At 43.4% G+C, this 23,756-nt stretch carries 18 protein-coding genes; all 18 read left to right on the top strand.

Annotated elements, in window-relative coordinates; genetic code table 11:
• Window positions 1-866 precede the first annotated feature (866 nt).
• The 18 genes from rimP to CKO50_RS05180 all read left to right on the top strand — a co-directional run bounded on the left by rimP (window position 867) and on the right by CKO50_RS05180 (window position 23,400).
• Window positions 867-1,322, top strand: a complete 456-nt coding sequence (gene rimP, locus CKO50_RS05265) for a ribosome maturation factor RimP (protein WP_010370818.1) — start codon at window positions 867-869, stop codon at window positions 1,320-1,322.
• A gap of 39 nt (window positions 1,323-1,361) precedes the next feature.
• On the top strand, window positions 1,362-2,861 hold the full coding sequence (gene nusA, locus CKO50_RS05260; RefSeq protein WP_095727307.1) for a transcription termination factor NusA: 1,500 nt from the start codon (window positions 1,362-1,364) through the stop codon (window positions 2,859-2,861).
• 25 nt (window positions 2,862-2,886) lie between these two features.
• Window positions 2,887-5,574, top strand: a complete 2,688-nt coding sequence (gene infB / locus CKO50_RS05255) for a translation initiation factor IF-2 (protein ID WP_095727306.1) — start codon at window positions 2,887-2,889, stop codon at window positions 5,572-5,574.
• An 82-nt stretch (window positions 5,575-5,656) separates the two neighbouring features.
• Window positions 5,657-6,061: a 30S ribosome-binding factor RbfA gene (gene rbfA / locus CKO50_RS05250; protein ID WP_010370823.1), complete on the top strand. Its 405-nt coding sequence runs from the start codon at window positions 5,657-5,659 to the stop codon at window positions 6,059-6,061.
• A complete protein-coding gene (gene truB, locus CKO50_RS05245) occupies window positions 6,061-7,008 on the top strand; it encodes a tRNA pseudouridine(55) synthase TruB (RefSeq protein ID WP_095727305.1) in 948 nt (315 codons plus the stop codon). Before rbfA ends, truB begins: the two co-directional genes overlap by 1 nt.
• Window positions 7,009-7,113: 105 nt before the next feature.
• A complete protein-coding gene (gene rpsO / locus CKO50_RS05240; RefSeq protein WP_010370825.1) occupies window positions 7,114-7,383 on the top strand; it encodes a 30S ribosomal protein S15 in 270 nt (89 codons plus the stop codon).
• 224 nt (window positions 7,384-7,607) lie between these two features.
• Window positions 7,608-9,725, top strand: coding sequence for a polyribonucleotide nucleotidyltransferase (gene pnp / locus CKO50_RS05235; protein ID WP_095727304.1), 2,118 nt, complete (start codon window positions 7,608-7,610; stop codon window positions 9,723-9,725).
• Between the two features lie 406 nt (window positions 9,726-10,131).
• Complete coding sequence (gene nlpI, locus CKO50_RS05230) at window positions 10,132-11,019, top strand: lipoprotein NlpI (RefSeq protein ID WP_095727303.1); 888 nt, start codon at window positions 10,132-10,134, stop codon at window positions 11,017-11,019.
• Complete coding sequence (locus CKO50_RS05225) at window positions 10,997-12,124, top strand: hypothetical protein (RefSeq protein WP_095727302.1); 1,128 nt, start codon at window positions 10,997-10,999, stop codon at window positions 12,122-12,124. The genes nlpI and CKO50_RS05225 overlap by 23 nt, the downstream gene beginning before the upstream one ends.
• Window positions 12,125-12,327: 203 nt before the next feature.
• On the top strand, window positions 12,328-15,120 hold the full coding sequence (locus CKO50_RS05220; protein ID WP_095727301.1) for a monovalent cation/H+ antiporter subunit A: 2,793 nt from the start codon (window positions 12,328-12,330) through the stop codon (window positions 15,118-15,120).
• Window positions 15,120-15,461, top strand: a complete 342-nt coding sequence (locus CKO50_RS05215) for a Na+/H+ antiporter subunit C (RefSeq protein WP_010370832.1) — start codon at window positions 15,120-15,122, stop codon at window positions 15,459-15,461. The genes CKO50_RS05220 and CKO50_RS05215 overlap by 1 nt, the downstream gene beginning before the upstream one ends.
• Window positions 15,458-16,972 (top strand): monovalent cation/H+ antiporter subunit D, encoded by a 1,515-nt coding sequence (locus CKO50_RS05210; RefSeq protein ID WP_095727300.1) that lies wholly within the window; start codon window positions 15,458-15,460, stop codon window positions 16,970-16,972. Before CKO50_RS05215 ends, CKO50_RS05210 begins: the two co-directional genes overlap by 4 nt.
• Window positions 16,973-17,509 (top strand): Na+/H+ antiporter subunit E, encoded by a 537-nt coding sequence (locus CKO50_RS05205; RefSeq protein WP_069020959.1) that lies wholly within the window; start codon window positions 16,973-16,975, stop codon window positions 17,507-17,509. It abuts the gene before it with no gap.
• Window positions 17,503-17,772: a K+/H+ antiporter subunit F gene (locus tag CKO50_RS05200; RefSeq protein WP_010370838.1), complete on the top strand. Its 270-nt coding sequence runs from the start codon at window positions 17,503-17,505 to the stop codon at window positions 17,770-17,772. Before CKO50_RS05205 ends, CKO50_RS05200 begins: the two co-directional genes overlap by 7 nt.
• A gap of 9 nt (window positions 17,773-17,781) precedes the next feature.
• Window positions 17,782-18,108: a Na+/H+ antiporter subunit G gene (locus tag CKO50_RS05195; RefSeq protein ID WP_095727299.1), complete on the top strand. Its 327-nt coding sequence runs from the start codon at window positions 17,782-17,784 to the stop codon at window positions 18,106-18,108.
• Window positions 18,109-18,323: 215 nt separating this feature from the next.
• Window positions 18,324-20,438, top strand: coding sequence for a methyl-accepting chemotaxis protein (locus CKO50_RS05190; protein ID WP_095727298.1), 2,115 nt, complete (start codon window positions 18,324-18,326; stop codon window positions 20,436-20,438).
• 103 nt (window positions 20,439-20,541) lie between these two features.
• On the top strand, window positions 20,542-22,464 hold the full coding sequence (locus CKO50_RS05185) for a DNA topoisomerase III (protein ID WP_095727297.1): 1,923 nt from the start codon (window positions 20,542-20,544) through the stop codon (window positions 22,462-22,464).
• A 78-nt stretch (window positions 22,465-22,542) separates the two neighbouring features.
• Window positions 22,543-23,400 (top strand): tetratricopeptide repeat protein, encoded by an 858-nt coding sequence (locus CKO50_RS05180; RefSeq protein ID WP_095727296.1) that lies wholly within the window; start codon window positions 22,543-22,545, stop codon window positions 23,398-23,400.
• The last annotated feature ends 356 nt before the right edge of the window (window positions 23,401-23,756 follow it).

The raw sequence follows: 23,756 nt of genomic DNA, 5'->3' as shown, positions 1-23,756 counted from the left end.
TACTGTCTCTATAATACGCAGCATATTTAGGCAATTGGACTGAGACTTTCGTTTTTCAGTATAATAGCCTTTAAGCATGGGCAATGGATCGTCCATTAAAAGGGCATTTTTGAGATGNCCACTTCTTTGAAAAGTAGAAGTAAAACAATTTTATGTTTCGGTGTAGAATGGAGTGGCTCGATAGATGGTCGGGCGCTTGATTTGGTAAAGTACCGAAGGTCGTCGGTTCAAATCCGATTACCACTTCTTTGAAAAGTAGAAGTAAAACAATTTTATGTTTCGGTGTAGAATGGAGTGGCTCGATAGATGGTCGGGCGCTTGATTTGGTAAAGTACCGAAGGTCGTCGGTTCAAATCCGATTACCACTTCTTTGAAAAGTAGAAGTAAAACAATTTTATGTTTCGGTGTAGAATGAAGTTGCTTGATAGATGGTCGGGCGCTTGATTTTGTGAAGTGCCGAAGGTCGTCGGTTCAAATCCGACTTCCACTTCTTTGAAAAGTAGAAGTAAAACAATTTTATGTGTTNTGGAGCAGCCTGGTAGCTCGTCGGGCTCATAACCCGAAGGTCGTCGGTTCAAATCCGGCTCCCGCAACCAAGTTAAAGATTGAGTTCTTTGATTTCGCGCATTCCTTGTAATGCGCGTTTTGCGTTTAAGCATCAGCTTTTTTGTTTAAGTTGATGATTAATTTGGCTGAGATAGCTCGCAAACCAAGCACGGCCTTTGGCCACACAGTTTGTTATTCGTGTGACGCCCCGCTTGGTTCGGGGCGTTGTTGTATCTGGCGCAAGGTGTATTCTGAGCCCAAGATCAAGCAGCTATGATTTGGGGCTTTAGGCCCTTTTTTTGTTTGTATGGAGGAGTTCTGTGTCAAAACTCGAGCAAGATTTGACCGAAATGTTGGAGCCTGCAGTTGCTGCGTGTGGCTTTGAATTACTCGGTCTTGAGTTTGTGCAAGCTGGTCGTCATTCTACACTTCGTGTATATATCGATCATGAAAACGGCATTAATGTAGATGACTGTGCGGAAGTAAGTCGTCAAGTTAGTGCAATTTTAGATGTCGAAGACCCGATTACGAACGAATATAGTTTGGAAGTATCTTCTCCTGGTGTTGACAGACCATTATTCAAACAAGCTCACTATGAAGCAGCAGTGGGAGAGGAGGTGCGTTTGCGTACTAAACTTCCGCAAGAAGGTCGCCGTAATTTTAAAGGCGACTTAGTAGCAGTTAATGGCGATATGATCACGTTAAAAGTTGACGCTCAGGATTTCATCTTGATGTTGAGCAACATTGAGCGTGCCAATATCATCGCAAAATTCTAACTTTGAGTGCGAAGGACAAGGGCAAGCGAGGCATTACCTATGGCAAAAGAAATATTGTTGGTGGCAGAAGCTGTTTCCAATGAAAAAGCGGTCCCAAGAGAAAAGATTTTTGAAGCATTAGAGTTCGCACTAGCGACAGCAACAAAAAAGAAGCACGGCGGTGAAATCGAAGTACGCGTGACTATTGACCGTAAAACGGGCGAGTACGATACTTTCCGTCGTTGGAAAGCGGTTGAGCCACAAGAAGACGGTTCACTAGAAAACCCATATGCGGAAATCACGATTGAAGCGGCGCAAGTGGATGAGCCTGATATTCAGTTAGGTGATTACGTTGAAGAGCAGATCGAATCAATTAAATTTGACCGTATCACCACACAGATGGCGAAACAGGTAATCGTACAAAAAGTACGTGAAGCTGAGCGCGCATTAGTTGTTGATGCATATAAAGATCAAAAAGGCGAGCTAGTGACAGGTGTTGTTAAAAAAGCAACGCGTGACGCTATCGTTATCGACCTTGGTAACAATGCTGAAGCGGTAATTTATCGTGAAGACATGTTACCACGCGAAAGCTTCCGTCCAGGAGATCGTGTACGTGGTCTACTATATGAAGTGAAGCCTGAAGCGCGTGGTGCACAGCTGTTTGTTACGCGTTCTAAGCCTGAAATGTTGATGGAGCTATTCCGTATTGAAGTTCCAGAAATCGGCGAAGAAATGATTGAGCTTAGAGGCGCAGCACGTGACCCTGGTTCTCGTGCTAAAATCGCTGTAAAATCAAACGACAAGCGTATCGACCCTGTAGGTGCATGTGTTGGTATGCGTGGCGCACGTGTACAAGCTGTGTCTTCAGAGCTTGGCGGTGAGCGTGTTGATATCGTACTTTACGATGATAACCCAGCACAGTTTGTAATCAACGCAATGGCACCGGCTGAAGTAGCTTCAATTGTAATGGATGAAGATACGCGCACGATGGAAATTGCAGTTGAAGCTGACAACCTAGCGCAAGCGATTGGTCGTAATGGTCAAAACGTACGTTTAGCTAGCCAACTTACTGGTTGGGAACTAAACGTGATGACAGTGGAAGAGATGGAGCGTAAGAGCTCGGAAGAATCAGATAAATTGGTTAATCTGTTCACTGAAAACCTAGACATCGACGATGATTTTGCAGCATTACTGATTAACGAAGGTTTCTCTTCACTGGAAGAAGTGGCTTATGTGCCAGTAGCTGAGTTTTTAGAAATCGACGGTCTAGATGAAGAAACCGTTGAGGAGCTACGTAACCGTGCAAAAGATGCACTGACTACAAAAGCACTTCGCGATGAAGAGAGTTTAGAAAATGCAGAACCTGCAGAAGACCTACTAGCACTTGAAGGGCTTGAGCGTCATACCGCTTTTGTTTTTGCTAGCAAAGGTATCGTTACGCTTGAAGATCTTGCAGAGCAAGGTATTGATGACTTAGTTGAAATTTCTGAGTTATCAGAAGAGCAAGCTGGTGAGTTAATCATGGCTGCACGTAACACTTGCTGGTTCAGCGAAGAGTAATTTATTAACGGAGGTAACATCACGTATGGCAGAAGTGAGCATTAACAAACTAGCCGAGAGTATTGGTACAACTGTTGATAAATTACTACAACAGTTAAAAGATGCAGGGATCACCAAAGCCGAGGGCGACCAAGTTACTGAATCCGAAAAGGCGACGTTGCTTGATCACCTAAGCAAGCAACACGGTGGCATTGGTTCAACCGGTCCTGAGCGTATGACTCTACAGCGTAAGAGTAAAAGCACGTTAAGTGTTAACTCATCTGGTAAAGCAAAGTCTGTATCTGTAGAAGTCCGTAAGAAGCGCACTTACGTTAAAAAGAGCGCAATCGAGCAGCAAAAAGAGCAAGAACGCTTAGCTGCAGAGGAAGCTGCGCGCAAAGAAGCAGAGTTAATGGCTCAGCAACAAGCAGAGCAACAGGCCAAAGTAGAAGCTGAGCGCAACGCGCGCGAAGAAGCGGAACGCAAGGCCGATGAGGAAGCCGAGCGCAAAGCTAAAGAAGAGGCAAAGCGACAAGCGGATGCTGAACGTCAAGCCAAAGATAAGCAGAGTAAAGAAGTGGATAGCGCGCAACAAATTAAAGAACGTCAAGAAGCTGAGCGTCTGCGTCAAGAAGCAGAAGCGGCAGCCCTGAAAAAGGCAGAAGAAGAAGCAGAACGTCAAGCGGAAGAAGCTCGTCGTCTAGCGGAAGAAAACGAAGCACGTTGGAAGGCGGAAGAAGAAGAGCGTCTTCGTCGAGAAGAAAGTGCTGATCACCACCTAACAACTTCTACTTACGCTCGTGAAGCGGAAGATGAGTCTGACGCACGTGAAGAGAAAAGCGCACGTCGTAAGAAGAAGAAAAAGCCAAGTGCGAAAGAAGAAGCAGCAGAAGCGAATGCGAAGAGGCTGAAAGGCAAAAAAGGTCGCTTAAAAGCGCCAACTTCATTACAGCATGGTTTCCAAAAGCCAGCGGCAGAAGTGAAACAAGAAGTACGTATCAGTGAAACTATCACTGTTGCAGAACTTGCTTCTCGTATGGCAGTTAAAGGCGCTGAAGTTGTTAAGACAATGATGAAGATGGGTGACATGGTTACCATTAACCAAGTTATCGATCAAGAAACTGCGCAGCTAGTGGCAGAAGAAATGGGTCACAAAGTTATTCTAGTGAAAGAAAACGAGCTGGAAGAAAAAGTACTAAATGACCGCAGTGAAGAAGGTTCTCTTGAGCCACGAGCGCCGGTAGTAACGGTAATGGGTCACGTTGACCACGGTAAAACGTCAACGCTTGACTACATTCGTAAAGCAAAAGTTGCTGACGGCGAGGCCGGTGGTATTACTCAGCATATCGGTGCTTACCATGTTGAGACGGACAGTGGCATGGTCACTTTCCTAGATACTCCTGGACACGCGGCGTTTACGTCGATGCGTGCTCGTGGTGCGAAAGCAACCGACATCGTTGTACTTGTTGTTGCAGCGGACGATGGTGTAATGCCTCAGACGAAAGAAGCGGTACAACACGCGAAAGCGGCTGAAGTACCACTTATCGTTGCTGTGAACAAAATGGATAAAGAAGGTATTGACCCTGACCGCGTTAAGAATGAGCTTGCTCAACTAGACGTAATCCCAGAAGACTGGGGTGGTGAAACGCAGTTTGTTCATATCTCAGCTAAGACTGGTCTTGGTATTGATGAGCTACTAGAAGCTATCTTAATGCAATCTGAGCTATTAGAATTACAAGCTTCTAAAGAAGGTATGGCGTCTGGTGTGGTAATCGAATCTCGTCTTGATAAAGGTCGTGGTCCAATCGCTTCTGTACTTGTTCAATCAGGTACCCTAAACCAAGGTGATATCGTACTTTGTGGCCTTGAATATGGTCGTGTTCGCGCGATGAAAGACGAAAACGGTAAAGACATTAAATCAGCGGGTCCTTCAATTCCAGTAGAGATCTTAGGTCTTTCTGGCGTACCAGCTGCTGGTGACGAAGCGACAGTAGTTCGTGATGAGCGTAAAGCACGTGAAGTGGCACTATACCGTCAAGGTAAGTTCCGCGAAGTGAAGCTTGCTCGTCAGCAGAAAGCGAAGCTTGAGAACATGTTCTCTAACATGACTGAAGGCGACGTATCTGAAGTGAACATCGTACTGAAAGCAGACGTTCAAGGTTCTATCGAAGCAATCGCTGATTCATTGACTAAACTGTCTACAGATGAAGTTAAAGTGAAGATCGTAGGCTCTGGTGTTGGTGGTATTACTGAAACGGATGCAACACTTGCAGCGGCTTCTAACGCTATTATGGTTGGCTTTAACGTACGTGCGGACGCTTCGGCACGTAAAGTTATTGATACTGAGAACCTAGACTTACGTTACTACAGCGTTATCTACAACCTAATCGAAGAAGTAAAACAAGCAATGACGGGGATGCTTGCACCAGAATTTAAGCAAGAGATCATTGGTCTTGCTGAAGTTCGTGACGTGTTCAAGTCGCCTAAGATCGGTGCTGTTGCAGGTTGTATGGTAACTGAAGGTGTGGTTAAACGTAGTGCGCCAATCCGTGTACTTCGTGATAATGTTGTTATTTACGAAGGTGAGCTTGAGTCACTACGTCGCTTTAAAGATGACGTTGCTGAAGTTCGTAGCGGTATGGAATGTGGTATCGGTGTTAAGAACTACAACGACGTTAAAGTCGGTGACCAAATCGAAGTATTTGAAACTGTACAGGTAGAGCGTACGCTTTAATTGTAAGTTATTAAAATACTTGAGATGGGGGCACTAGCCCCCATTTGTGATCTCATAGATTTTGAAATTTTAAGTGGTGAAAATGAGAGAATTTTCTCGTACAGATCGCGTAGCACAGCAAATTCAAAAAGAAATTGCGGTGATCCTACAGCGCGAAATTAAAGATCCAAGATTGGGTATGGTAACAGTGTCAGCTGTTGAGGTATCACGCGATCTTTCTTATGCAAAAGTATTCATTACTGTGTTGAATACGAGTGATGAAGACAAAACTAAGCAAAGTGCGGCCATTCTGAATGAAGCAACCGGTTATATTCGCTCGCTTCTTGGCAAGCGTATCCGTGCGCGTATCATGCCTGAGCTTAAATTTGTTATTGATAACTCCCTAATGGAAGGTATGCGTATTTCTAACTTGGTTGACTCTGTGATCAGAGAAGACAACGCAAAGCGTGGTCCTGAGTCTGGAGATAAAGACCAAGAGGAAGAGTAATGGCGCGCCGCACCAAAGGCCGTGCGATCGACGGCATTCTGTTATTAAATAAACCGCAAGGTATTTCTTCTAACAAAGCACTACAGCAAGCAAAGGGCATTTATTTCGCTCAAAAAGCGGGCCACACCGGTGCTTTGGATCCGTTGGCAACAGGTATGTTGCCTATTTGCTTTGGTGAAGCGACTAAGTTTACCCAGTTTTTGCTTGATACTGACAAAACCTACGTGGTGAGAGCGCAGCTGGGTGAGCGCACGACGACATCAGATTCTGATGGTGAAATTGTTGAAACGCGATCAGTAAATGTAACACTTGAGCAGCTAGAGCAAGAAATTGCCAGCTTCTTGGGGGAGTCTGATCAGTACCCTTCGATGTATTCGGCGCTCAAATATCAGGGCCAACCGCTATACAAATATGCCCGTGAAGGCATCGAAGTACCGCGAAAATGTCGCAAGATTACTGTTTATCGTATTACGTTAGACGAATATGATGAGCAAACTCAACAAATTCAAATGACGGTGCATGTGTCTAAGGGCACTTATATTCGTACGATAGTCGATGATTTGGGGGAGAAGCTTGGCTGTGGTGCGCATGTCATTATGTTACACCGTAGTGAAGTTGGTCATTACCCTAGCGACAAAATGACTACCTTAGTCGAGCTAGAAGCGTTACTTGAGAAAGCAAAAGCGGAAGAAGTTGCGCCTTCGACTTATCTCGATGATTTATTGTTGCCGATGGATACCGCTTTGGTCGACTTGAGCGTTGTTGATATTAGCGCTGATCAAGGTGTTGCTTTTGGTCATGGGCAAACCGTTGCCGTCGAAAATTTACCAGATGGTATTGTTAAAGTGGTTGCTGATGGCAAGTTTGTTGGGATTGGTGAGCGTAATCCACAAGGGTTATTGAAAGCAAAACGCGCGCTATCGTCCGCTCAGCCGGAATCACAATAAAATCTTCCTATGCAAGGGGAGTTTATGCTGGTATAATCCGCCAGCTTCCGCTTTGGCTGAATTAGTGATCGGCTGAAGCATTACTAAACTTATTTTGGAGTTATTATGTCACTAAGCAATCAAGAAAAAGCAGAAATCGTAGCAAAGTTCGCACGTGCAGAAGGTGATACAGGTTCACCAGAAGTACAAGTTGCACTTCTAACTGCTGACATCAACAAGTTACAAGGTCACTTCGCTAACCACAAGCAAGATTTCCACTCACGTCGTGGTCTTCTACGTAAAGTTAGCCAACGTCGTAACCTTCTTGACTACCTAAAGGGCAAGAGCGTTGACCGTTATGCTGCACTAATCAAAGAGCTTGGCCTACGTCGCTAATATTTTTGATTTCTTGTTGGAAATTTATCCAACAGTAAAAAAGGGGCTAATTAGCCCCTTTTTTTGTGGCTGTTCTATCAGTATACTTACAGCCGTTTAAAAATACTTTTAAACAAGCGTCAATCGGATTTCCAATTGTAGTGCTTAAGTAAATTATGGTGAGTTTATTTAAGACTGTGATTGGTCCCCGTTGACGTTGAAAACAATTTAGTAAGGAAAATATTGTGCAAGCAATTATTAAAGAATTTCAACTAGGTCAGCACACAGTGACTCTAGAGACAGGTGCTATCGCACGTCAAGCTGACGGCGCAGTACTTGCAAGCATTGGTGATACTTCGGTACTTGTTACTGTTGTAGGAAGAAGAGAAGCGGCTCCTGGCCAAGACTTTTTCCCACTAACGGTTAACTACCAAGAAAAAATGTACGCTGCGGGTCGTATTCCTGGTGGTTTCTTGAAGCGTGAAGGTCGTCCTTCAGACGGTGAGACATTAACAGCTCGTCTTATCGACCGCCCAATTCGCCCTCTATTCCCAGACGGCTTTGTAAACGAAGTTCAGGTTATCGCGACAGTGGTTTCTGTAAACCCTGAGATCCAACCTGATATCGTTGCTTTGATTGGTACTTCAGCAGCATTAGCTATCTCAGGCATTCCATTCAATGGTCCGCTAGGTGCGGCGCGCGTTGGTTTCATCGACGGTCAATACGTACTTAACCCTACGTTAAAAGAGCTAGAGACAAGTAAGCTTGACCTAGTTGTTGCTGGTACTGAAAACGCAGTACTAATGGTTGAATCAGAAGCTGAAGTGTTAACTGAAGAAGAAATGCTTGGCGCTGTTGTATACGGTCATGAGCAATCACAAGCTATCATTAAAGCAATCGAAGAATTCCGTGCTGAAGCTGGTAAAGCAGCATGGGATTGGACTGCACCTGAAAAAGATTTAACACTAGCTGAAAAAGTCGCTGCAATTGCAGAGCAAAAAGTAGGTGATGCTTACCGTATTACTGACAAAGTTGCACGTAAAGAAGCACTTTCTGAAGCAAAAGCAGAAGTCATTGAAAAGCTAGGCGCTGAAGTTGCTGAAGGCGAGTCACTAGACGAGCAAGTGGTAGGTAAAACATTCAGCTCACTTGAGAANCGTAGCCGTATCATTGCTGGCGAAAAACGTATCGACGGTCGTGAACCAGATATGGTTCGTGCGCTAGACGTGATGACGGGTGTACTGCCACGTACTCACGGTTCTGCAATCTTTACTCGTGGTGAAACTCAGGCACTTGTAACAGCAACTCTTGGTACTGAGCGTGACGCGCAGATGCTAGACGACTTAACTGGTACTCACAAGCATCACTTTATGCTTCACTATAACTTCCCTCCATTCTGTGTAGGTGAAACGGGTTTTGTAGGGTCTCCTAAGCGTCGTGAAATCGGCCACGGTAACTTAGCCAAGCGTGGTATTGCGGCAGTAATGCCAACACTGGCTGAATTCCCATATTCAGTACGTGTAGTATCAGAAATCACTGAATCAAACGGTTCATCTTCAATGGCATCAGTATGTGGTACTTCACTTGCGCTAATGAACGCTGGTGTTCCAGTTAAAGCCTCAGTTGCTGGTATCGCGATGGGTCTGGTAAAAGAAGGCGAAGATTTCGTCGTACTTTCTGACATCCTTGGTGATGAAGATCACTTAGGTGATATGGACTTTAAAGTAGCGGGTACAGCAAACGGTGTAACTGCACTACAAATGGATATCAAGATTGAAGGTATCACCAAAGAAATCATGCAGATCGCGCTTCGCCAAGCGAAAGCAGCGCGTCTACACATCCTAAGTGTGATGGATCAAGCGATTTCTGCACCTTCTGAAGAGCTATCTGAGTTCGCTCCACGTATCTACACTATGAAGATCCCTGCGAAGAAGATTGCTGAAGTTATCGGTAAAGGTGGTGCAACAATTCGCCAGCTTACTGAAGAAACAGATACAACGATTGAAATTGAAGACGACGGTACTATCAAGATCGCTGCAACGAATGGTAATAGTGCACAAGCTGCTATTTCACGTATCGAAGCGCTTACAGCAGAGCTTGAAGTTGGTACGCTTTACACTGGTAAAGTTATCCGTATCGTAGACTTCGGTGCGTTTGTAAACGTACTTCCTGGTAAAGATGGCCTAGTGCACATCTCACAAATCAGTGAAGAGCGCGTAAATAACGTTTCAGATCACTTATCTGTTGGTCAAGAAGTGAAAGTTAAAGTACTTGAAGTTGACCGCCAAGGCCGTGTTCGCTTAAGTATCAAAGAAGCACAAGAGAAAAAAGCTGAGCAGCCTAAAGAAGAGGGCGCTGAGTAATCTCTGCAAGGCTTTGCATAGAATAGAAGTGTAAAGGGGCTGAATAGCCCCTTTTTTTATGCTTTAATGCTGTTTGACTCAAAATGATGAAACAAAACTGAGTTTATCTGGTCAATAGAGAACTAGGCAAAGTTATAGTACATAACCTGAGCTGCGGATAATTAATGCCTTTCTAGCAGAANAGTTTTAGCGCTAACTGCGTNNCACTTCCAATAGCCAGCTATTGGTGCGTAAATTCGCCTTGTTTTCCCTAAAACTCTCTGGCTAGACAAGGAGAAAACTAAGTTGTGCTTTAGCAACAATGAGTTGGAACATTCCTTATCCAAACCTCAGGTTACATAATCAGATTGTTGGTATACCTGCGCAAAGACTCTAAACGAGCAAATGCCATTGAATGAGGAAGGAAATGAAGTTAGCGAAAATAGTTGTGCCATTAGTGCTAATGGGGTTGGTAGGATGTAAAAGCACGCAGCCAGAGGCCACTAAAAACATTGTAAATGTTCCGCTTGCAGTACCACTTCAAGCCAATTTCCGTAATGAAATTGCCATTGCTCGATTTAACGAGTTACTTTTGCAACCAGATATGGCAAATGAACAACGCGCACAGCTGCTATACAATCGTGGCATGTTGTACGATAGCATTGGCTTACAAACTCTTGCTCGCATTGATTTCAATCGAGCCGTAAAAATTAAACCAGATCTCGCGGAAGTGTATAACTTTCTTGGTATTCATCAAACGTTAGAGCAAAACTATGGCCGGGCATATGAAATGTTTGATGCCGTTTTAGAGCTTGACGAGCAACATGAATATGCCTATTTAAATCGTGGTATCGCATTGTATTACGGCGAGCGAGCTGATTTAGCTATAAAAGATTTTGAAGCCTTTTTGGCGCGCGCTCCAAAAGATGCGTACCGTGCTATGTGGCTATATATTGCTCAGCAGCAAGTAGACGGTGTACTTGCCAAACAAACACTAGCGGCAAATAGCCAAGCTTTAGATCCTAAAGAGTGGTCCTCTCAGTTAGTTGCACTGTATTTGGGTACTTTATCTGAAGAAGCATTTCTTGCGCAGATCTCTGAGGGCGTGAGCACCCAAGAAGAGTATGCACAGCGTCTCTGTGAGGCCTACTTTTATCTGGCTAAGCAATATCAGACCCAAGGGGATTTAGCCTCTGCGATTAGCTATTTTAAGCTCGCACTGGCAACCAATGTATACGAGTTTGTAGAACATAAATACGCCCGTCTTGAGCTTGATCTACTTGCCCAACTGAATGACGAACAAGACGCGAGCTAAGCACCTTTTTATTTTTATGCTTATAGGGCAGCTGTTTTCAAGCAGCCCTAATTATGCACACCTCTCTATCGCGCAAAAATCAGCACTTATCGTCACCAATCCAAATAGCTATTTTGCCATTGCACCAGCGCTTGAGGTATTACCCTCACAAGCAAGTGCACAATTAGTAAAAGCCATTGCAGGCCTAAAGCAACCAAAATGGGAGTTTGAACGGTTACAGCGCAGTTTGAGTGCTCAGGAGGAAAATAGCACTAAGCTGCTTTTACTCGATACTTGGTCCCGTTTAAATCGTCAGCAGCGTCAGCAAGTGTCCGAACAGTTAGTATCACTTGGTCGATATCACTTGCTTTATGCGCTTTCAAAGCGCTACGCGTTAAACCCAAAACTCTCTTCGTTGCTCGCGGTGTGGCAAGGAAAGTCTGTAACGACATTTTTGAATAATCCTTACTTAAGACAATTTCAATCGCTCTCAGAACTTCAGCATTTAAGCGCGTCTTGTCAGTTTAATCTTGCACTAATCGCCAGTGATTTAGATGGATTGCAGCGTTTACAAGCACTTAAACATGCTTATGAGGAACAGCCAGAGCCAGTCAAAGGCGTATATTGCTTATCTAAACCGATATATGCGGCGAACAAACTCAGTTGTAAGACGCAAAGGGGATTTGCAATGTGTGACTTACGACACGATCAGAGCTTGTCGAAATACGATCATCTGGTGTTAATGGCAGCGAAAGGGCTTGCTAATGTCAGCGGCAAGCACATGACTTTGAGTGCCACCAGCACCTACAATACGCTGATACATGAGCTTATGCACTTTAGCGGCTTTGAAGATGAATACCCAATACCAGCTAAAAAAGCAAAGTGGCTTTGTGCGACTTCAGGGCAAAAGGCACCAAATCTTTACGTTGGTGACCACGCACCGAACAATTGGGTGCCGAGTCGCACCTGCGAGTTAGGTAAACTTTCTTCCTATAAACCCTCAAACAGTCACTCTTTGCTGGAATATCAATCAATTAAGTTAGATGAAAATTACCGTAAAAGGTGGTTAACTGTACTGAATTCAAGACGTTTAGCAGATAAAATAGCGGTTAATTCGGCTGAATAGTTTTGAACTTATTCTGAATAGTTTGTTAAGGTTGGCTAAAATAGCATCAGCTAGAAAGTGAAACTCTAGACAACTCAAACACTAATCAAGTATAACAGGGTTCATGTACGTGTGGTTAATGTGTACCGTTCGCTCCAACTTGGAAGGGGGGTTGTCGCATTAATCTAAACGAGCCATAACGACGCAAATAAAAGGTTTCATCTATGACTTTATTTTGGATACCCTTGCTATCCTTAATTGGCAGTTTTATCTCTGCATTTACGGGAAAGCTTTCTCGTAATCAGTCGACTGCTATAACCTTAGTAGCGCCAGCAGTGGCAATTTTACTTGCTGTTGATCTCGCCCCTGCCGTTTTCGCAGGAGAGACTATTCGGTACACATTTGAATGGGTCCCGCTTCTAGATATTAATATCGCGTTTAGACTGGATGGTCTTGCGCTGTTGTTCGTTTTCATGATCTTGGGCATTGGTATGCTGGTGATCTTCTATGCCAGATACTACCTTAGCAGCAATGACTCCATGCCTAAACTTTATGCTTACTTAATGCTCTTTATGACCGCCATGCTTGGTATCGTTATGTCCAATAATGTATTACAGCTGTGGTTATTCTGGGAGCTTACCAGCATTAGTTCATTTTTACTTATTAGCTATTGGTGGCATAAGTCAGAGGCCCGCAAAGGGGCTAAAATGGCACTTGCGATCACTGGCGGTGGCGGCTTAGCACTGCTTGCCGGCTTGATGTTGATAGGAGATATTGTAGGCAGTTATAACCTAGATGTGATTTTATCGAGTCGTGAGCTTATTCAATCCCATGCATTATATGAAGTGGCGTTAATCCTTGTACTATTGGGCGCATTTACCAAGTCCGCGCAATTCCCATTCCATTTCTGGCTACCGCATGCGATGGCTGCACCAACGCCCGTAAGTGCGTACTTGCACTCTGCGACTATGGTGAAAGCTGGGATATTCTTACTGGCGCGCTTTTATCCTGCGCTGGCGGGTACAGAGCTGTGGTTTATTCTCGTTGGCTTAACTGGCTTAGCGACGTTGCTCGTTGGTGCCTATATCGCGTTATTTAAACATGATCTAAAAGGTCTTCTGGCGTTTTCAACGATTAGTCATTTAGGCCTAATTACCTTATTGCTAGGTCTGGACACTGAGCTTGCGACTGTTGCGGCGGTTTTCCATATTATTAACCACGCAACATTTAAGGCCTCTTTATTCATGGCGACGGGGATCATTGACCATGAAACAGGCACTCGTGATATGCGTAAACTCAACGGTATGTGGCGTTTTATGCCCTATACTGCAACGCTTGCGATGGTTGCCGCTTCTGCGATGGCAGGGGTGCCGCTACTTAATGGTTTCTTGTCTAAAGAAATGTTCTTTGCCGAGACGTTACACCAGCAACTTTTGGGCTCTATGTCGTGGTTAATTCCAATTTTGGCAACAATCGCTGGAGCATTCTCTGTTGCGTATTCGGCGCGATTTATTCATGACGTATTCTTCAACGGAGATCCAATTGACTTACCTAAGGAGCCACATGAAGCGCCACGCTATATGCGTTTTCCAATCGAAATCTTGGTTGCTTTATGTTTGATAGTCGGCATGTTCCCTAACTTTATCGTCGATGGCATGTTAAAAACAGCATCAAGTGCGGTATTAGGGGAGGCTGCGCCGGCCTTTGAGGTTGCTATTTGGCATGGCTTTAATTTACCACTACTTATGAGTGGCCTTGCGGTATGTGGTGGTTTATTAATTTATACTCAGCGCAAATATCTATTCCAATTCCAAGCTTCATTACCGCCAATGAACGCTAAGAAAACCTTTGAACGTACTATGTACAACATAGTGTCTTGGAGTCGCGCGCGCGTAAACGCAATAGAAAATGGTTCGTTACAGCGTTATCTGATGCTGATGTTTATTGTTGTGCTGGTGAGTGCAGGCTGGCCATTGTTTGAAATGTCACAATTAGTGGGTAATTTGGAGCCGACGCCAATTGATGTGCATAACGGTATTGGTGCTGGTTTATTAATGATTGGAGCGATTGGCACGGTTATCTGGCATCGTACTCGTATGGTTGCACTGCTGATGATTTCGGTTGTTGGTCTTATGGTGTCGGTTGCCTTTACGCGCTTCTCAGCACCGGATCTAGCGCTTACTCAGTTAACGGTAGAAGTAGTAACCATTATTCTGTTGATGCTTGCGTTATTTTTCTTACCACAAAGAACGCCGAAGGAGTCTAGTTCAATACGTGTATTACGTGATATGGGTATTGCTTCAGCGATTGGTGTGATCATTGGAAGTATTAGTTACGCCTTAATCACAAGACCACTAGACAGTATTTCTGAGTTCTTTATTGCAAACGCCAAAGTTGGCGGTGGTGGGACCAATGTTGTTAACGTTATCTTAGTGGATTTCCGTGGATTTGATACGCTAGGTGAAATTACCGTATTGGGTATTGCGGCGCTGGGAATTTATAAGTTGCTCATTAACTTACCACTATTTATGCCTGGCAGTGATAGTGAAGGAAGACCTTGGGCGAAAGAGAGATATCCATTACTGCTGGCAAGTATTTCGCAAAGCTTATTGCCTCTGGCATTGCTGGTCTCAGTTTATATTTTCTTGCGCGGCCACAATCTACCAGGTGGTGGATTTATCGCAGGCCTAATCACAGCAATAGCCTTTATTTTACAATACATTGCCCATGGTTCGAATTGGATTGCGGAGCGCTTTAATGTCAACTACCGCAAGATTATCGCAACGGGTATCGCTATTTCTCTAGCAACCGGTGTAGGAAGCTGGTTCTTTGGCAAACCATTCTTAACCTCATGGTTTGATTATTTTGATATCCCATTGGTAGGTAAAACTGAGTTGGCAAGTGCCATCGCATTTGACCTTGGTGTTTATATCACCGTGGTAGGTGCAACGCTGATGATTTTGGCGAGCCTAGGTAAAGTAACGGCAAATGCGCCCAAAGAAGAGGTGAATATTTAATGGAATTGCTTTATGCATCGTGCGTGGGCTTACTAGTAGCCTGTGGCGTATTTTTGATTCTACGAGCAAGAACGTTCCCTGTTGTTCTTGGTTTAACTATGTTGTCTTATGCGGTCAACTTGTTTTTGTTCGCATCGGGTAGATTAACCTTAAACAAAGCTGCAGTCCTTGGTTATAGCAGTGAGTATGCAGATCCACTACCGCAGGCCTTGGTATTGACGGCAATTGTAATCGGCTTCGCGATGACGGCATTTGTCGTGATCTTAGCTATTCGCGGTCGTTCAGATTTGGGTAATGACCATGTAAATGGCATTGTTCCTGACAAAAAGGGTAAAGCATGATCCAACATTTGACTTCTTTACCTATTTTATTACCTATGTTGGCAGGGGTGATCCTGCTGATGCCACCGTGTGGTAAAAACGTAGCGATTAGGCGCAAAGTATCAGTACTTCTATCGCTTATTACGTTTGCAATTTGTACTTCACTTTTACTACATGTTCAGCAGTCTGGCATTCAGGTTTATGCGATTGGTAACTGGCAAGCGCCATTTGGTATTGTGTTAGTTGCTGACCAACTTTCTACTCTGTTAGTTAGCTTAACCGCTTTGTTGTGTTTTGTGTGTTCGCTTTATAGCTGTGCGGGAGACGACGAAAGAGGAAGTTTCTTCCATCCGTTGCTGCACTTTTTGGTGATGGGAGTAAACGGTGCCTTCTTAACTGGTGACGCGTTCAACCTTTTTGTATTCTTTGAAATTTTGTTGATAGCGTCTTATGCGCTATTAATGCATGGTGGTGATAAGCACAATACCCGTGCTTCACTGCAATACGTGATCCTAAATCTAGTAGGTTCGTCGGTATTTTTGATTGCATTAGGTATCTTGTACGGTGTGCTTGGTACCCTAAACATGGCGGATATGGCATATAAGATCACCTTCTTACAAGGAGATGATGTTTATCTTGCTAAAATTGGCGGCTTGTTATTATTGGTTGTATTTGCGCTAAAAGGCGCCTTGCTACCGCTTCATCTATGGCTGCCAAACACCTATGCAACCGCGTTACCTGTTGTTGCTGCTTTATTCGCAATCATGACTAAAGTGGGTGTGTATTCCATGATGCGTGTATACACGCTGATTTTTGGCGATCAAGCTGGTGAATTAAGTCATATGGCACAAGAATGGTTATGGTGGCTCGCTCTGGCGACTATCGTCATGGGTGGGATCGGCGTGCTTGCTAGTCAAGACTTACGTAAGCTGTCTGCAAATTTAGTGGTGGTGTCAGTTGGTACCTTAGTGGCATTAGTCGCCGTACAAACGGTAAATAGCAGTGCTGCAGCCATTTACTACTTAGTGCATTCGACATTAGTGTCTGCTGCTTTGTTTTTACTTGCTGATTTAGTGGGGAAACAAAGGGGGAAAGTCGCTGATAGGATCACCGCGGGTCGCCCAGTAGTTCAGCCTATGTTACTTGGCATCATGTTTGCGATTGCGGCAATCACTGTGATTGGTATGCCGCCGTTATCAGGCTTTATTGGCAAAGTATGGATCTTAAAGTCGACTATCGAGTCGAGTCACACGTATTGGTTTTGGGCGGTGTATTTATTAGTAAGCTTAGCGATATTAGTTAGTGTCTCAAAAGCTGGTAGCACAGTGTTTTGGCATCACACAGGTAAGGTCGATACACAATCGGCAGAAAAAGCGCATCCAGCCCAAATTATCGCAATTCTTACCTTGATAACTTGTGCGCCGTTAATGGTGATTTTTGCCGGTCCATTAACTGATTACGCATTGTCGGCAGCCGACTCTTTGCATGACTTTTCTAGCATGACGAATGCTGTGTTAAAAGGAGCGAAATAGATGCGTTTAGAAGCAAGGTTTAAATGGCTACCAACGCCATTTCGCAGCTTACTGCTATTTACTGTGTGGTTATTGCTAAATAATAGTGTGTCTGCTGGGCATATTATTCTCGCGACTATTCTAGCAATTGTGATCCCGCTCATAACCTATCGATTCAGAACTAAGCAGCCACTGATCATTAAGCCATGGCGTGCGTTTACTCATTTGCTGTTGGTGCTTTACGATATCATTACCGCCAACGTTGAGGTCGCAATAAAGATTTTAGGACCAACGAAGAAATTACGCCCCGGTTTCGTATTGGTGCCGCTCGATATAGATCAAGCTATGCCAATTACTATTTTAGCCAGCACAGTATCTTTAACTCCCGGCACTGTAAGTGCTGAGGTATACCCCTGGCCTGAGTCTGTAAAAAGTGGTGAAAAACCAGAACGTAAATACTTACTGATCCATGTGTTAGATCTTACGGATGAGCAAGCATTAATTGATACTGTTAAATCTCGTTATGAAGCGCCATTGAAGGAGATTTTTGAATGCTAGAAACTGTAATTCTTATTGTCTTTGCGATGATAGGTGTATCACTTTTGCTAAATCTTTGGCGTTTGGTTGTTGGGCCTTCAATTCCAGATAGAATTTTAGCGCTCGATACTATGTACATAAATACCATTGCGCTTATTATTCTTTACGGAATGAGTATGGGGACTGCATTGTACTTTGAAGCCGCATTATTAATAGCAATGCTTGGTTTTGTAAGTACGGTTGCGGTATGTAAATATTTGCTACGCGGCGACATCATAGAATAGGAGAGCGATATGTCAGAATGGATAATTTCGATTTTATTACTGTTAGGTGGTGCGTTTGTATTGATAGGTTCTATTGGTCTTGTGAAAATGCCTGACTTTTTTATGCGTCTCCACGGTCCTACAAAAGCGACAACGCTTGGAATGGCGTGCTTATTGACCTCAGCAATGGTGTATTTCAGTACCACGACTGATAGCGTGAGTGTAAAGGAAATCTTGATTTCGATATTTTTGCTGCTCACGGCCCCCATTTCTGGATATATGTTGATTAAGTCAGCAATACATCACCGCTTGCCAAGTAATGAAAAGACGACTGGCAAAGATAAAATAAAAAAATAGTGCTTCGGCGCTATTTTTTATCCATCATTCTATAACTTAGCCCTCAAAATACTTCGTTCAAGCATCATAAATTTCAGTACGTTATTAAATTTTTTGCTACAGTTAAAAAAGACTTCATAGTCGCCGATAAAAATAGGGGTCACTCGTTTTATCAAGTTGATGATGAACGTGTAGTGCAATTTGTTTGCATACTAAGTCTAAAAACTGGGAATGTTATGAAACAAGCTTCGATTAAAAACAAACTCTTATTCTTTGTAACAGCATTAGTAACGAGTTTGGTTGTTATATTAGTGACAACAATGTGGTTTCACCTTGCAGCAGAAAACACCAAGCAGAGTGAAGGGGTCCAACAAGCGATTTATGATGAAATATCCCAAGGCCTTATCGCTAAAGGCAATCAATATGGGCAACGTGTGGCTGGCTTTATCAATGAAGCCTATCGTGTTCCTTACACTTTGGCGGGTGTGCTATCGCATACAGCCGAGCAGGATCCTCTGAGCCGTGAACAAGTACAAGAAATTGTCAATGGTGCGCTAAAGCAAAATCGTTTTGTGTCTTCTATGTATGCGCAGTTTGAGCCGAATGGTTATGATGGTAATGATGCCAGTAATCAAGGTGGTTCAAGTCATTCCGTACCTGGTGGTGGTACGTTGGAGCTCTACTTTACTCAAGAAGCTAATGGTCCGATGCAACAAAAAGTTGAGTCAGCAGAAGAAAAATATGCTGACGCTATTAATGAGTTTGGCCTACGGGAAGCTGAGTGGTATTTGTGTGCAAAAGATAAAGTAGCGCCTTGCATCATGGAGCCCTATTTATATGAAATTTCTCCGGGTAACAAAATGCTGATGACCTCATTAACCACTCCGGTCGTGGTCAATCGTCAATTTAGAGGCTTAGTGGGCGTGGATGTAAATTTGCCTGTTTTTCAAACTATGGTTGATGAACTCTCAAACTCGCTTTACTCAGGAGCTGCTAAAGTAACCTTATTAAGTGAGCTTGGTCTTGTTGTGGGTTCCAGTCACTACAAGAACCTAGCACGCCCGCTTGCGGAGTCGACAAAGTCAGATAGGGCCGATATGTTAAAATCATTGCACACAGGTTCAGGGATTAAAGAGTTTGGTGAGGACTTAGTCGTAGCGGTACCGATTAATATTGCGTTACCAAACACCACTTGGTCTCTTGTAATTGAGCTTCCTAAGGCAATTGCACTTAGCTCTGCAACCACCCTGCAAAGTCAACTTGAGGAGTCGACAGACTCTGTTGGTAGTTGGATGCTTACCATTGGTGTTGTCATTGCGATTATAGGTATTGCCATTGCGGTAGTATTAGTGAACACAATTATCGGCCCGCTTACGCATATTCAGGAACGAGTCGAGAATTTAGCGTCTAGCGAAGGTGATTTAACGCACGAGCTAGAAGTGAGTCATCACGCTGAGTTGATTGCGTTGGCGCATGGCTTTAACCGCTTTACTGATAAACTACGAAAGATGATTGATGACCTCAAAGGTCTTGCTGAATCTTCCTACGAGCAGTCGCATCGAACAACAGAGGCCGCGATTAACATCAAAAACAAAGTCGCTAATCAGCATTTAGAAATTGATAGCGTAGTTACTGCAATTAACGAACTCAGTGCAACCGCTTCAGAGGTGGCTCGGGCATCGGAAAAAGCGGCTGCAAGTACGAATCAGGCCGCTGATCAAGTTCAGCAAAGCGAACAAAGCATCATTAAAACGACCGAAACGGTGCAATCAATGGCGGATCAAGTTATTGATGCAAAACAAGCAGTCGTGAAAGTGTCTGAGCGCAGTGATGATATTTCTAAAATACTAGAAGTGATCAGAGCCATTGCTGAGCAAACTAACTTGCTGGCCTTAAACGCAGCAATTGAAGCTGCAAGGGCGGGGGAGCAAGGACGTGGTTTTGCGGTTGTTGCAGACGAAGTTCGAGCCTTGGCGTCAAAAACACAAGCCTCGACGGACGACATTAGTAAACTAATAGATAACTTACAAAGCGAGGTCGCAAACTCAGGCCGGATCATTGAGAGCTCAGTGAAGCTAGGTGAAGATGCTGTAAGTTACTGTCAAGAGTCGGCAAGGTTAATGAGTACGCTGGTTGCTGAGTTGACAAGTATTTCTAATGAAGTAACACAAATTGCTACGGCTGCGGAAGAGCAAAGCATGGTTACCGAAGAAATTAATACGAATACGACGGGCATTTCAGATGCCGCTGCTGAGCTTTCGAAGTTCGCAGATGAAGTAGAGCAAGCGGCCAGTTCAATGACGTTGATAGTCGAACAAAAACACAAGCAACTTAATTTATTAAGAACGTAAGTTTGTTGGTTTGCAAAGAGACTGGAGACAGTCTCTTTGCAGCTATGGCGTTTTTTGTCAAAATTCACTATGATAACTGTATCTATATACAGTTAAGCTAATCATGAAACTCTATATCGCAGAAAAACCCTCTTTAGGTCGAGCAATCGCCGATGTCTTACCAAAACCACATAAAAAACAAGATGGTTATATAGAAGTCGCGAATGGTGATGTGGTTTCTTGGTGTATAGGTCACCTGTTGGAACAAGCAGAACCTGAAGACTACGAGGCCAAATACAAAAAATGGCAGTTTCATGATTTACCAATCGTGCCTACTCAATGGCAGTTCAAAGCAAAGCCAAAAACAAAAAAGCAGCTTAGCACTTTAAAAAAGTTACTCACAAAAGCCGATGAAATCTATCATGCTGGAGATCCTGATAGAGAAGGGCAATTGCTCGTGGACGAAGTATTTCAATTCGTAAATTTGCCAGAGCGGAAAAGAGCAACGATCCGACGTTTGTTGATCAGTGATTTGAACCCACAAGCTGTGAAAAAGGCATTGGCTTCGACACGTTCTAATCAAGAATTTGTTCCTTTAAGTGTATCTGCACTTGCAAGAGCTAGAGCGGATTGGCTATTTGGGATGAATTTAACCAGAGCATTTACGTTGGCCGGGCAAAAAGCGGGAGTGAATACTGTTTTGTCGGTTGGTAGAGTGCAAACGCCGGTACTTGGTTTGGTTGTTAGGAGGGATCTAGAAATAGAGAACTTTGTATCTAAACCATTTTATGAGGTGATTGCACACATCAATAAACCAAATTGGGGTGTTTTTGAAGCTAAGTGGGTACCAAGTGAAGCATGTAAGCCCTATATGGACGAAGATGGGCGTGTTCTGGTTAGAGCCTTAGCCGAAAATGTTGCGGATCGGATCAGTCAAAAGCAAGCAACAATAAATAAGGTTGAAACGAAACCAAAAAAGATAAATCCGCCGCTACCCTATAACCTTTCTTCTTTGCAGATTGACGCAAATAAGCGCTACGGTTTATCGGCTCAGCAAGTGTTGGATATTTGTCAGGCACTCTATGAGAAACATAAACTGATCACTTACCCTAGATCAGATAACCGTTATCTACCACAAGAACACTTTGTTGAAAGAGAGCAAGTCATTGCGGCTGCTAATCACAATCAGGGATTAGACAGTAAGTTTATTAAGTTAGCTGATATGAATCTAAAAGGAGCGTGTTGGAATGATAAAAAGGTAGAAGCGCATCACGCTATCATTCCAACCACTAAAAAGCTCCGCAGTGCTCAGCTTGGGCATAGAGAGTTACAGGTCTATCAACTCATCTCTGTACAGTACCTTGCGCAATTCTTTCACCCCTACCGCTACAACGAAACTAAAGTGGAGTTGGAGATTAGTGGTGGTCAATTCAAAGCACACGCGAAGCAAATAACAGATCAAGGATTCAAGATACTGTTTAAAGGTCATGAGGTAGAGAAAGAAAGCCTATTGCCGGAGTTACAGGTGGGAGAGCAACTTTTATGCGAGAAAGGTGAAGTTAAAGAAAAACAAACTCAGCCGCCAAAGCATTACACTGAAGCTACCTTATTAGGTGCGATGACAGGTATTGCACGGTTTGTTTCCGATCAATCTATCAAAAAGGTATTGAAAGACACTGATGGGCTTGGCACTGAGGCGACGCGGGCCGGAATTATTGAGCTTTTGTTTAGACGGCAGTTTCTTAGACGAGAAGGTAAGACGATATATTCTACGGCGCTGGGAAAAGCATTTATTCAAACCTTACCTGAGTCACTTTCATTACCAGACAGAACTGCGCTCTGGGAATCATTGCTCGGAAAGATCGCCAATAAGGAAACGTCGTATAATCAATTTATGCAACCGCTTTGTGATGAATTAGGTGGATTTATTGACAGCGCTCAGTCTATCAATACAAATGCACTGAAAGGTGTTCCTGTACCTGCATTTAAAAAGCGTGGGGCAAGAAAGGGGAAATTTACCCGAAAGAGAAAGCCAAGCTCTACATAATTGTTTTCTTGGCTTGGTTGTAAATTCAGATAGTGCCACTATATCAACCATATTAATTACTCAGACAGAAAATAGAATATGAGCAATAAAATCCAACTAACCCCTGAAAACATTCAGCAAGTAATAACCGATCCAAATCCAGAGAAAGTGTTATTGCTGACCTTTTATAGCAATCAAAATCCTGAATGTGTTCAGCAAGACCAAATATTGGAGAGGATAGCGACAGCTTATAGTGAGCATATAACCGTAGGCGTTATTGATTGTGATGTCCAACAAGCGCTGGCATCTCAACTCGCTCAGCAAATTGGTTTACAGGCTTTGCCAACGATTGTGATTTTAAAAGGTGGTGCGCCAGTAAATATGCTGGCAGGGGCAAAAACAGAAGAAGAAATTAAAGAAGCTTTGTCTGATCATTTACCATCACCTGAAGTTATTTTACTTGATCAAGCGAAGCAGTTTCTTGCAAGCGGTGACCTAAATAATGCCTTTGGTTATGCGAAGAAGGCATACGACATTGACAGTAGTAACACTCGAGTTAAGTTGGTGTTTGCGGATATCTGTATGCAAATTCAAAAATTTGATGAAGCTCAAGCGTTATTAGATTCTGTAAATGAAGAACAGCGAGACCCGTATTACCACAATTTAGTCGCTAAATTGGCGCAAGCTGCGGCTGCACAAGATTCACCAGAGGTAAAGCGTCTAGAGCAAGCGGTGGAAGCTGAGCCTGATTCATTAGACTTACGTTGTCAGTTAGCTCAAGCTCAGTTAGATGTGGGTAAAAAAGAAGAAGCATTGGCAAGCCTACTTATAGTGCTTAAGAAAGATATGAACTACGGTGAAGCCAAAAAGGGATTTTTAGATATTATCGCTTCGCTTCCTGATGGCGATAGTGTTGCTTCAGCCTATCGACGAAAGTTATATAGTCTTCTTTACTAAAAGAATAGATAGTTGAATATCAAGATACAGGTGAAAATTTCTTCAACTGTATCTTGCATCCTCCCAAATTTGATCAATACTTATGATCCTTTCGCGAAAACTGGTGACAGTTTTATGAAGAAAATATTGCATTAATGTGGTTTTTAAACTGTTTTGTGTGTTTTCTGTTCGAATGNATAAGTTTTAATGAAAAAAGGGGTTGCACTAAAATCGGATTTCCCTATAATGCGCATCCACCGACACGGGGAGCAGCGCTGAAAAGCAACAGGCTAACGAGTTGGGAGTCAAGTAAAACTTAGGTTTTGAGGCTTCGAAAAGAAACTTAAAATTAAGTGTTGACAAAAAATCGGGAATGT

The organism is Pseudoalteromonas sp. HM-SA03 (assembly GCF_002289345.1).
Lineage (GTDB): Bacteria > Pseudomonadota > Gammaproteobacteria > Enterobacterales > Alteromonadaceae > Pseudoalteromonas.
The sequence above is the reverse complement of the archived record's forward strand: the minus strand, read 5'-3'. Positions and strand labels throughout refer to the sequence as shown.

Excerpts from the sequence above, each read along its gene's own strand:
- nusA (WP_095727307.1), top strand. The coding sequence starts at position 1,362 with ATGGCAAAAGAAATATTGTTGGTGGCAGAAGCTGTTTCCAATGAAAAA.
- infB (WP_095727306.1), top strand. The coding sequence starts at position 2,887 with ATGGCAGAAGTGAGCATTAACAAACTAGCCGAGAGTATTGGTACAACT.
- rbfA (WP_010370823.1), top strand. The coding sequence starts at position 5,657 with ATGAGAGAATTTTCTCGTACAGATCGCGTAGCACAGCAAATTCAAAAA.
- truB (WP_095727305.1), top strand. The coding sequence starts at position 6,061 with ATGGCGCGCCGCACCAAAGGCCGTGCGATCGACGGCATTCTGTTATTA.
- rpsO (WP_010370825.1), top strand. The coding sequence starts at position 7,114 with ATGTCACTAAGCAATCAAGAAAAAGCAGAAATCGTAGCAAAGTTCGCA.
- nlpI (WP_095727303.1), top strand. The coding sequence starts at position 10,132 with ATGAAGTTAGCGAAAATAGTTGTGCCATTAGTGCTAATGGGGTTGGTA.
- CKO50_RS05225 (WP_095727302.1), top strand. The coding sequence starts at position 10,997 with ATGACGAACAAGACGCGAGCTAAGCACCTTTTTATTTTTATGCTTATA.
- CKO50_RS05220 (WP_095727301.1), top strand. The coding sequence starts at position 12,328 with ATGACTTTATTTTGGATACCCTTGCTATCCTTAATTGGCAGTTTTATC.
- CKO50_RS05215 (WP_010370832.1), top strand. The coding sequence starts at position 15,120 with ATGGAATTGCTTTATGCATCGTGCGTGGGCTTACTAGTAGCCTGTGGC.
- CKO50_RS05210 (WP_095727300.1), top strand. The coding sequence starts at position 15,458 with ATGATCCAACATTTGACTTCTTTACCTATTTTATTACCTATGTTGGCA.
- CKO50_RS05205 (WP_069020959.1), top strand. The coding sequence starts at position 16,973 with ATGCGTTTAGAAGCAAGGTTTAAATGGCTACCAACGCCATTTCGCAGC.
- CKO50_RS05200 (WP_010370838.1), top strand. The coding sequence starts at position 17,503 with ATGCTAGAAACTGTAATTCTTATTGTCTTTGCGATGATAGGTGTATCA.
- CKO50_RS05195 (WP_095727299.1), top strand. The coding sequence starts at position 17,782 with ATGTCAGAATGGATAATTTCGATTTTATTACTGTTAGGTGGTGCGTTT.
- CKO50_RS05190 (WP_095727298.1), top strand. The coding sequence starts at position 18,324 with ATGAAACAAGCTTCGATTAAAAACAAACTCTTATTCTTTGTAACAGCA.
- CKO50_RS05185 (WP_095727297.1), top strand. The coding sequence starts at position 20,542 with ATGAAACTCTATATCGCAGAAAAACCCTCTTTAGGTCGAGCAATCGCC.
- CKO50_RS05180 (WP_095727296.1), top strand. The coding sequence starts at position 22,543 with ATGAGCAATAAAATCCAACTAACCCCTGAAAACATTCAGCAAGTAATA.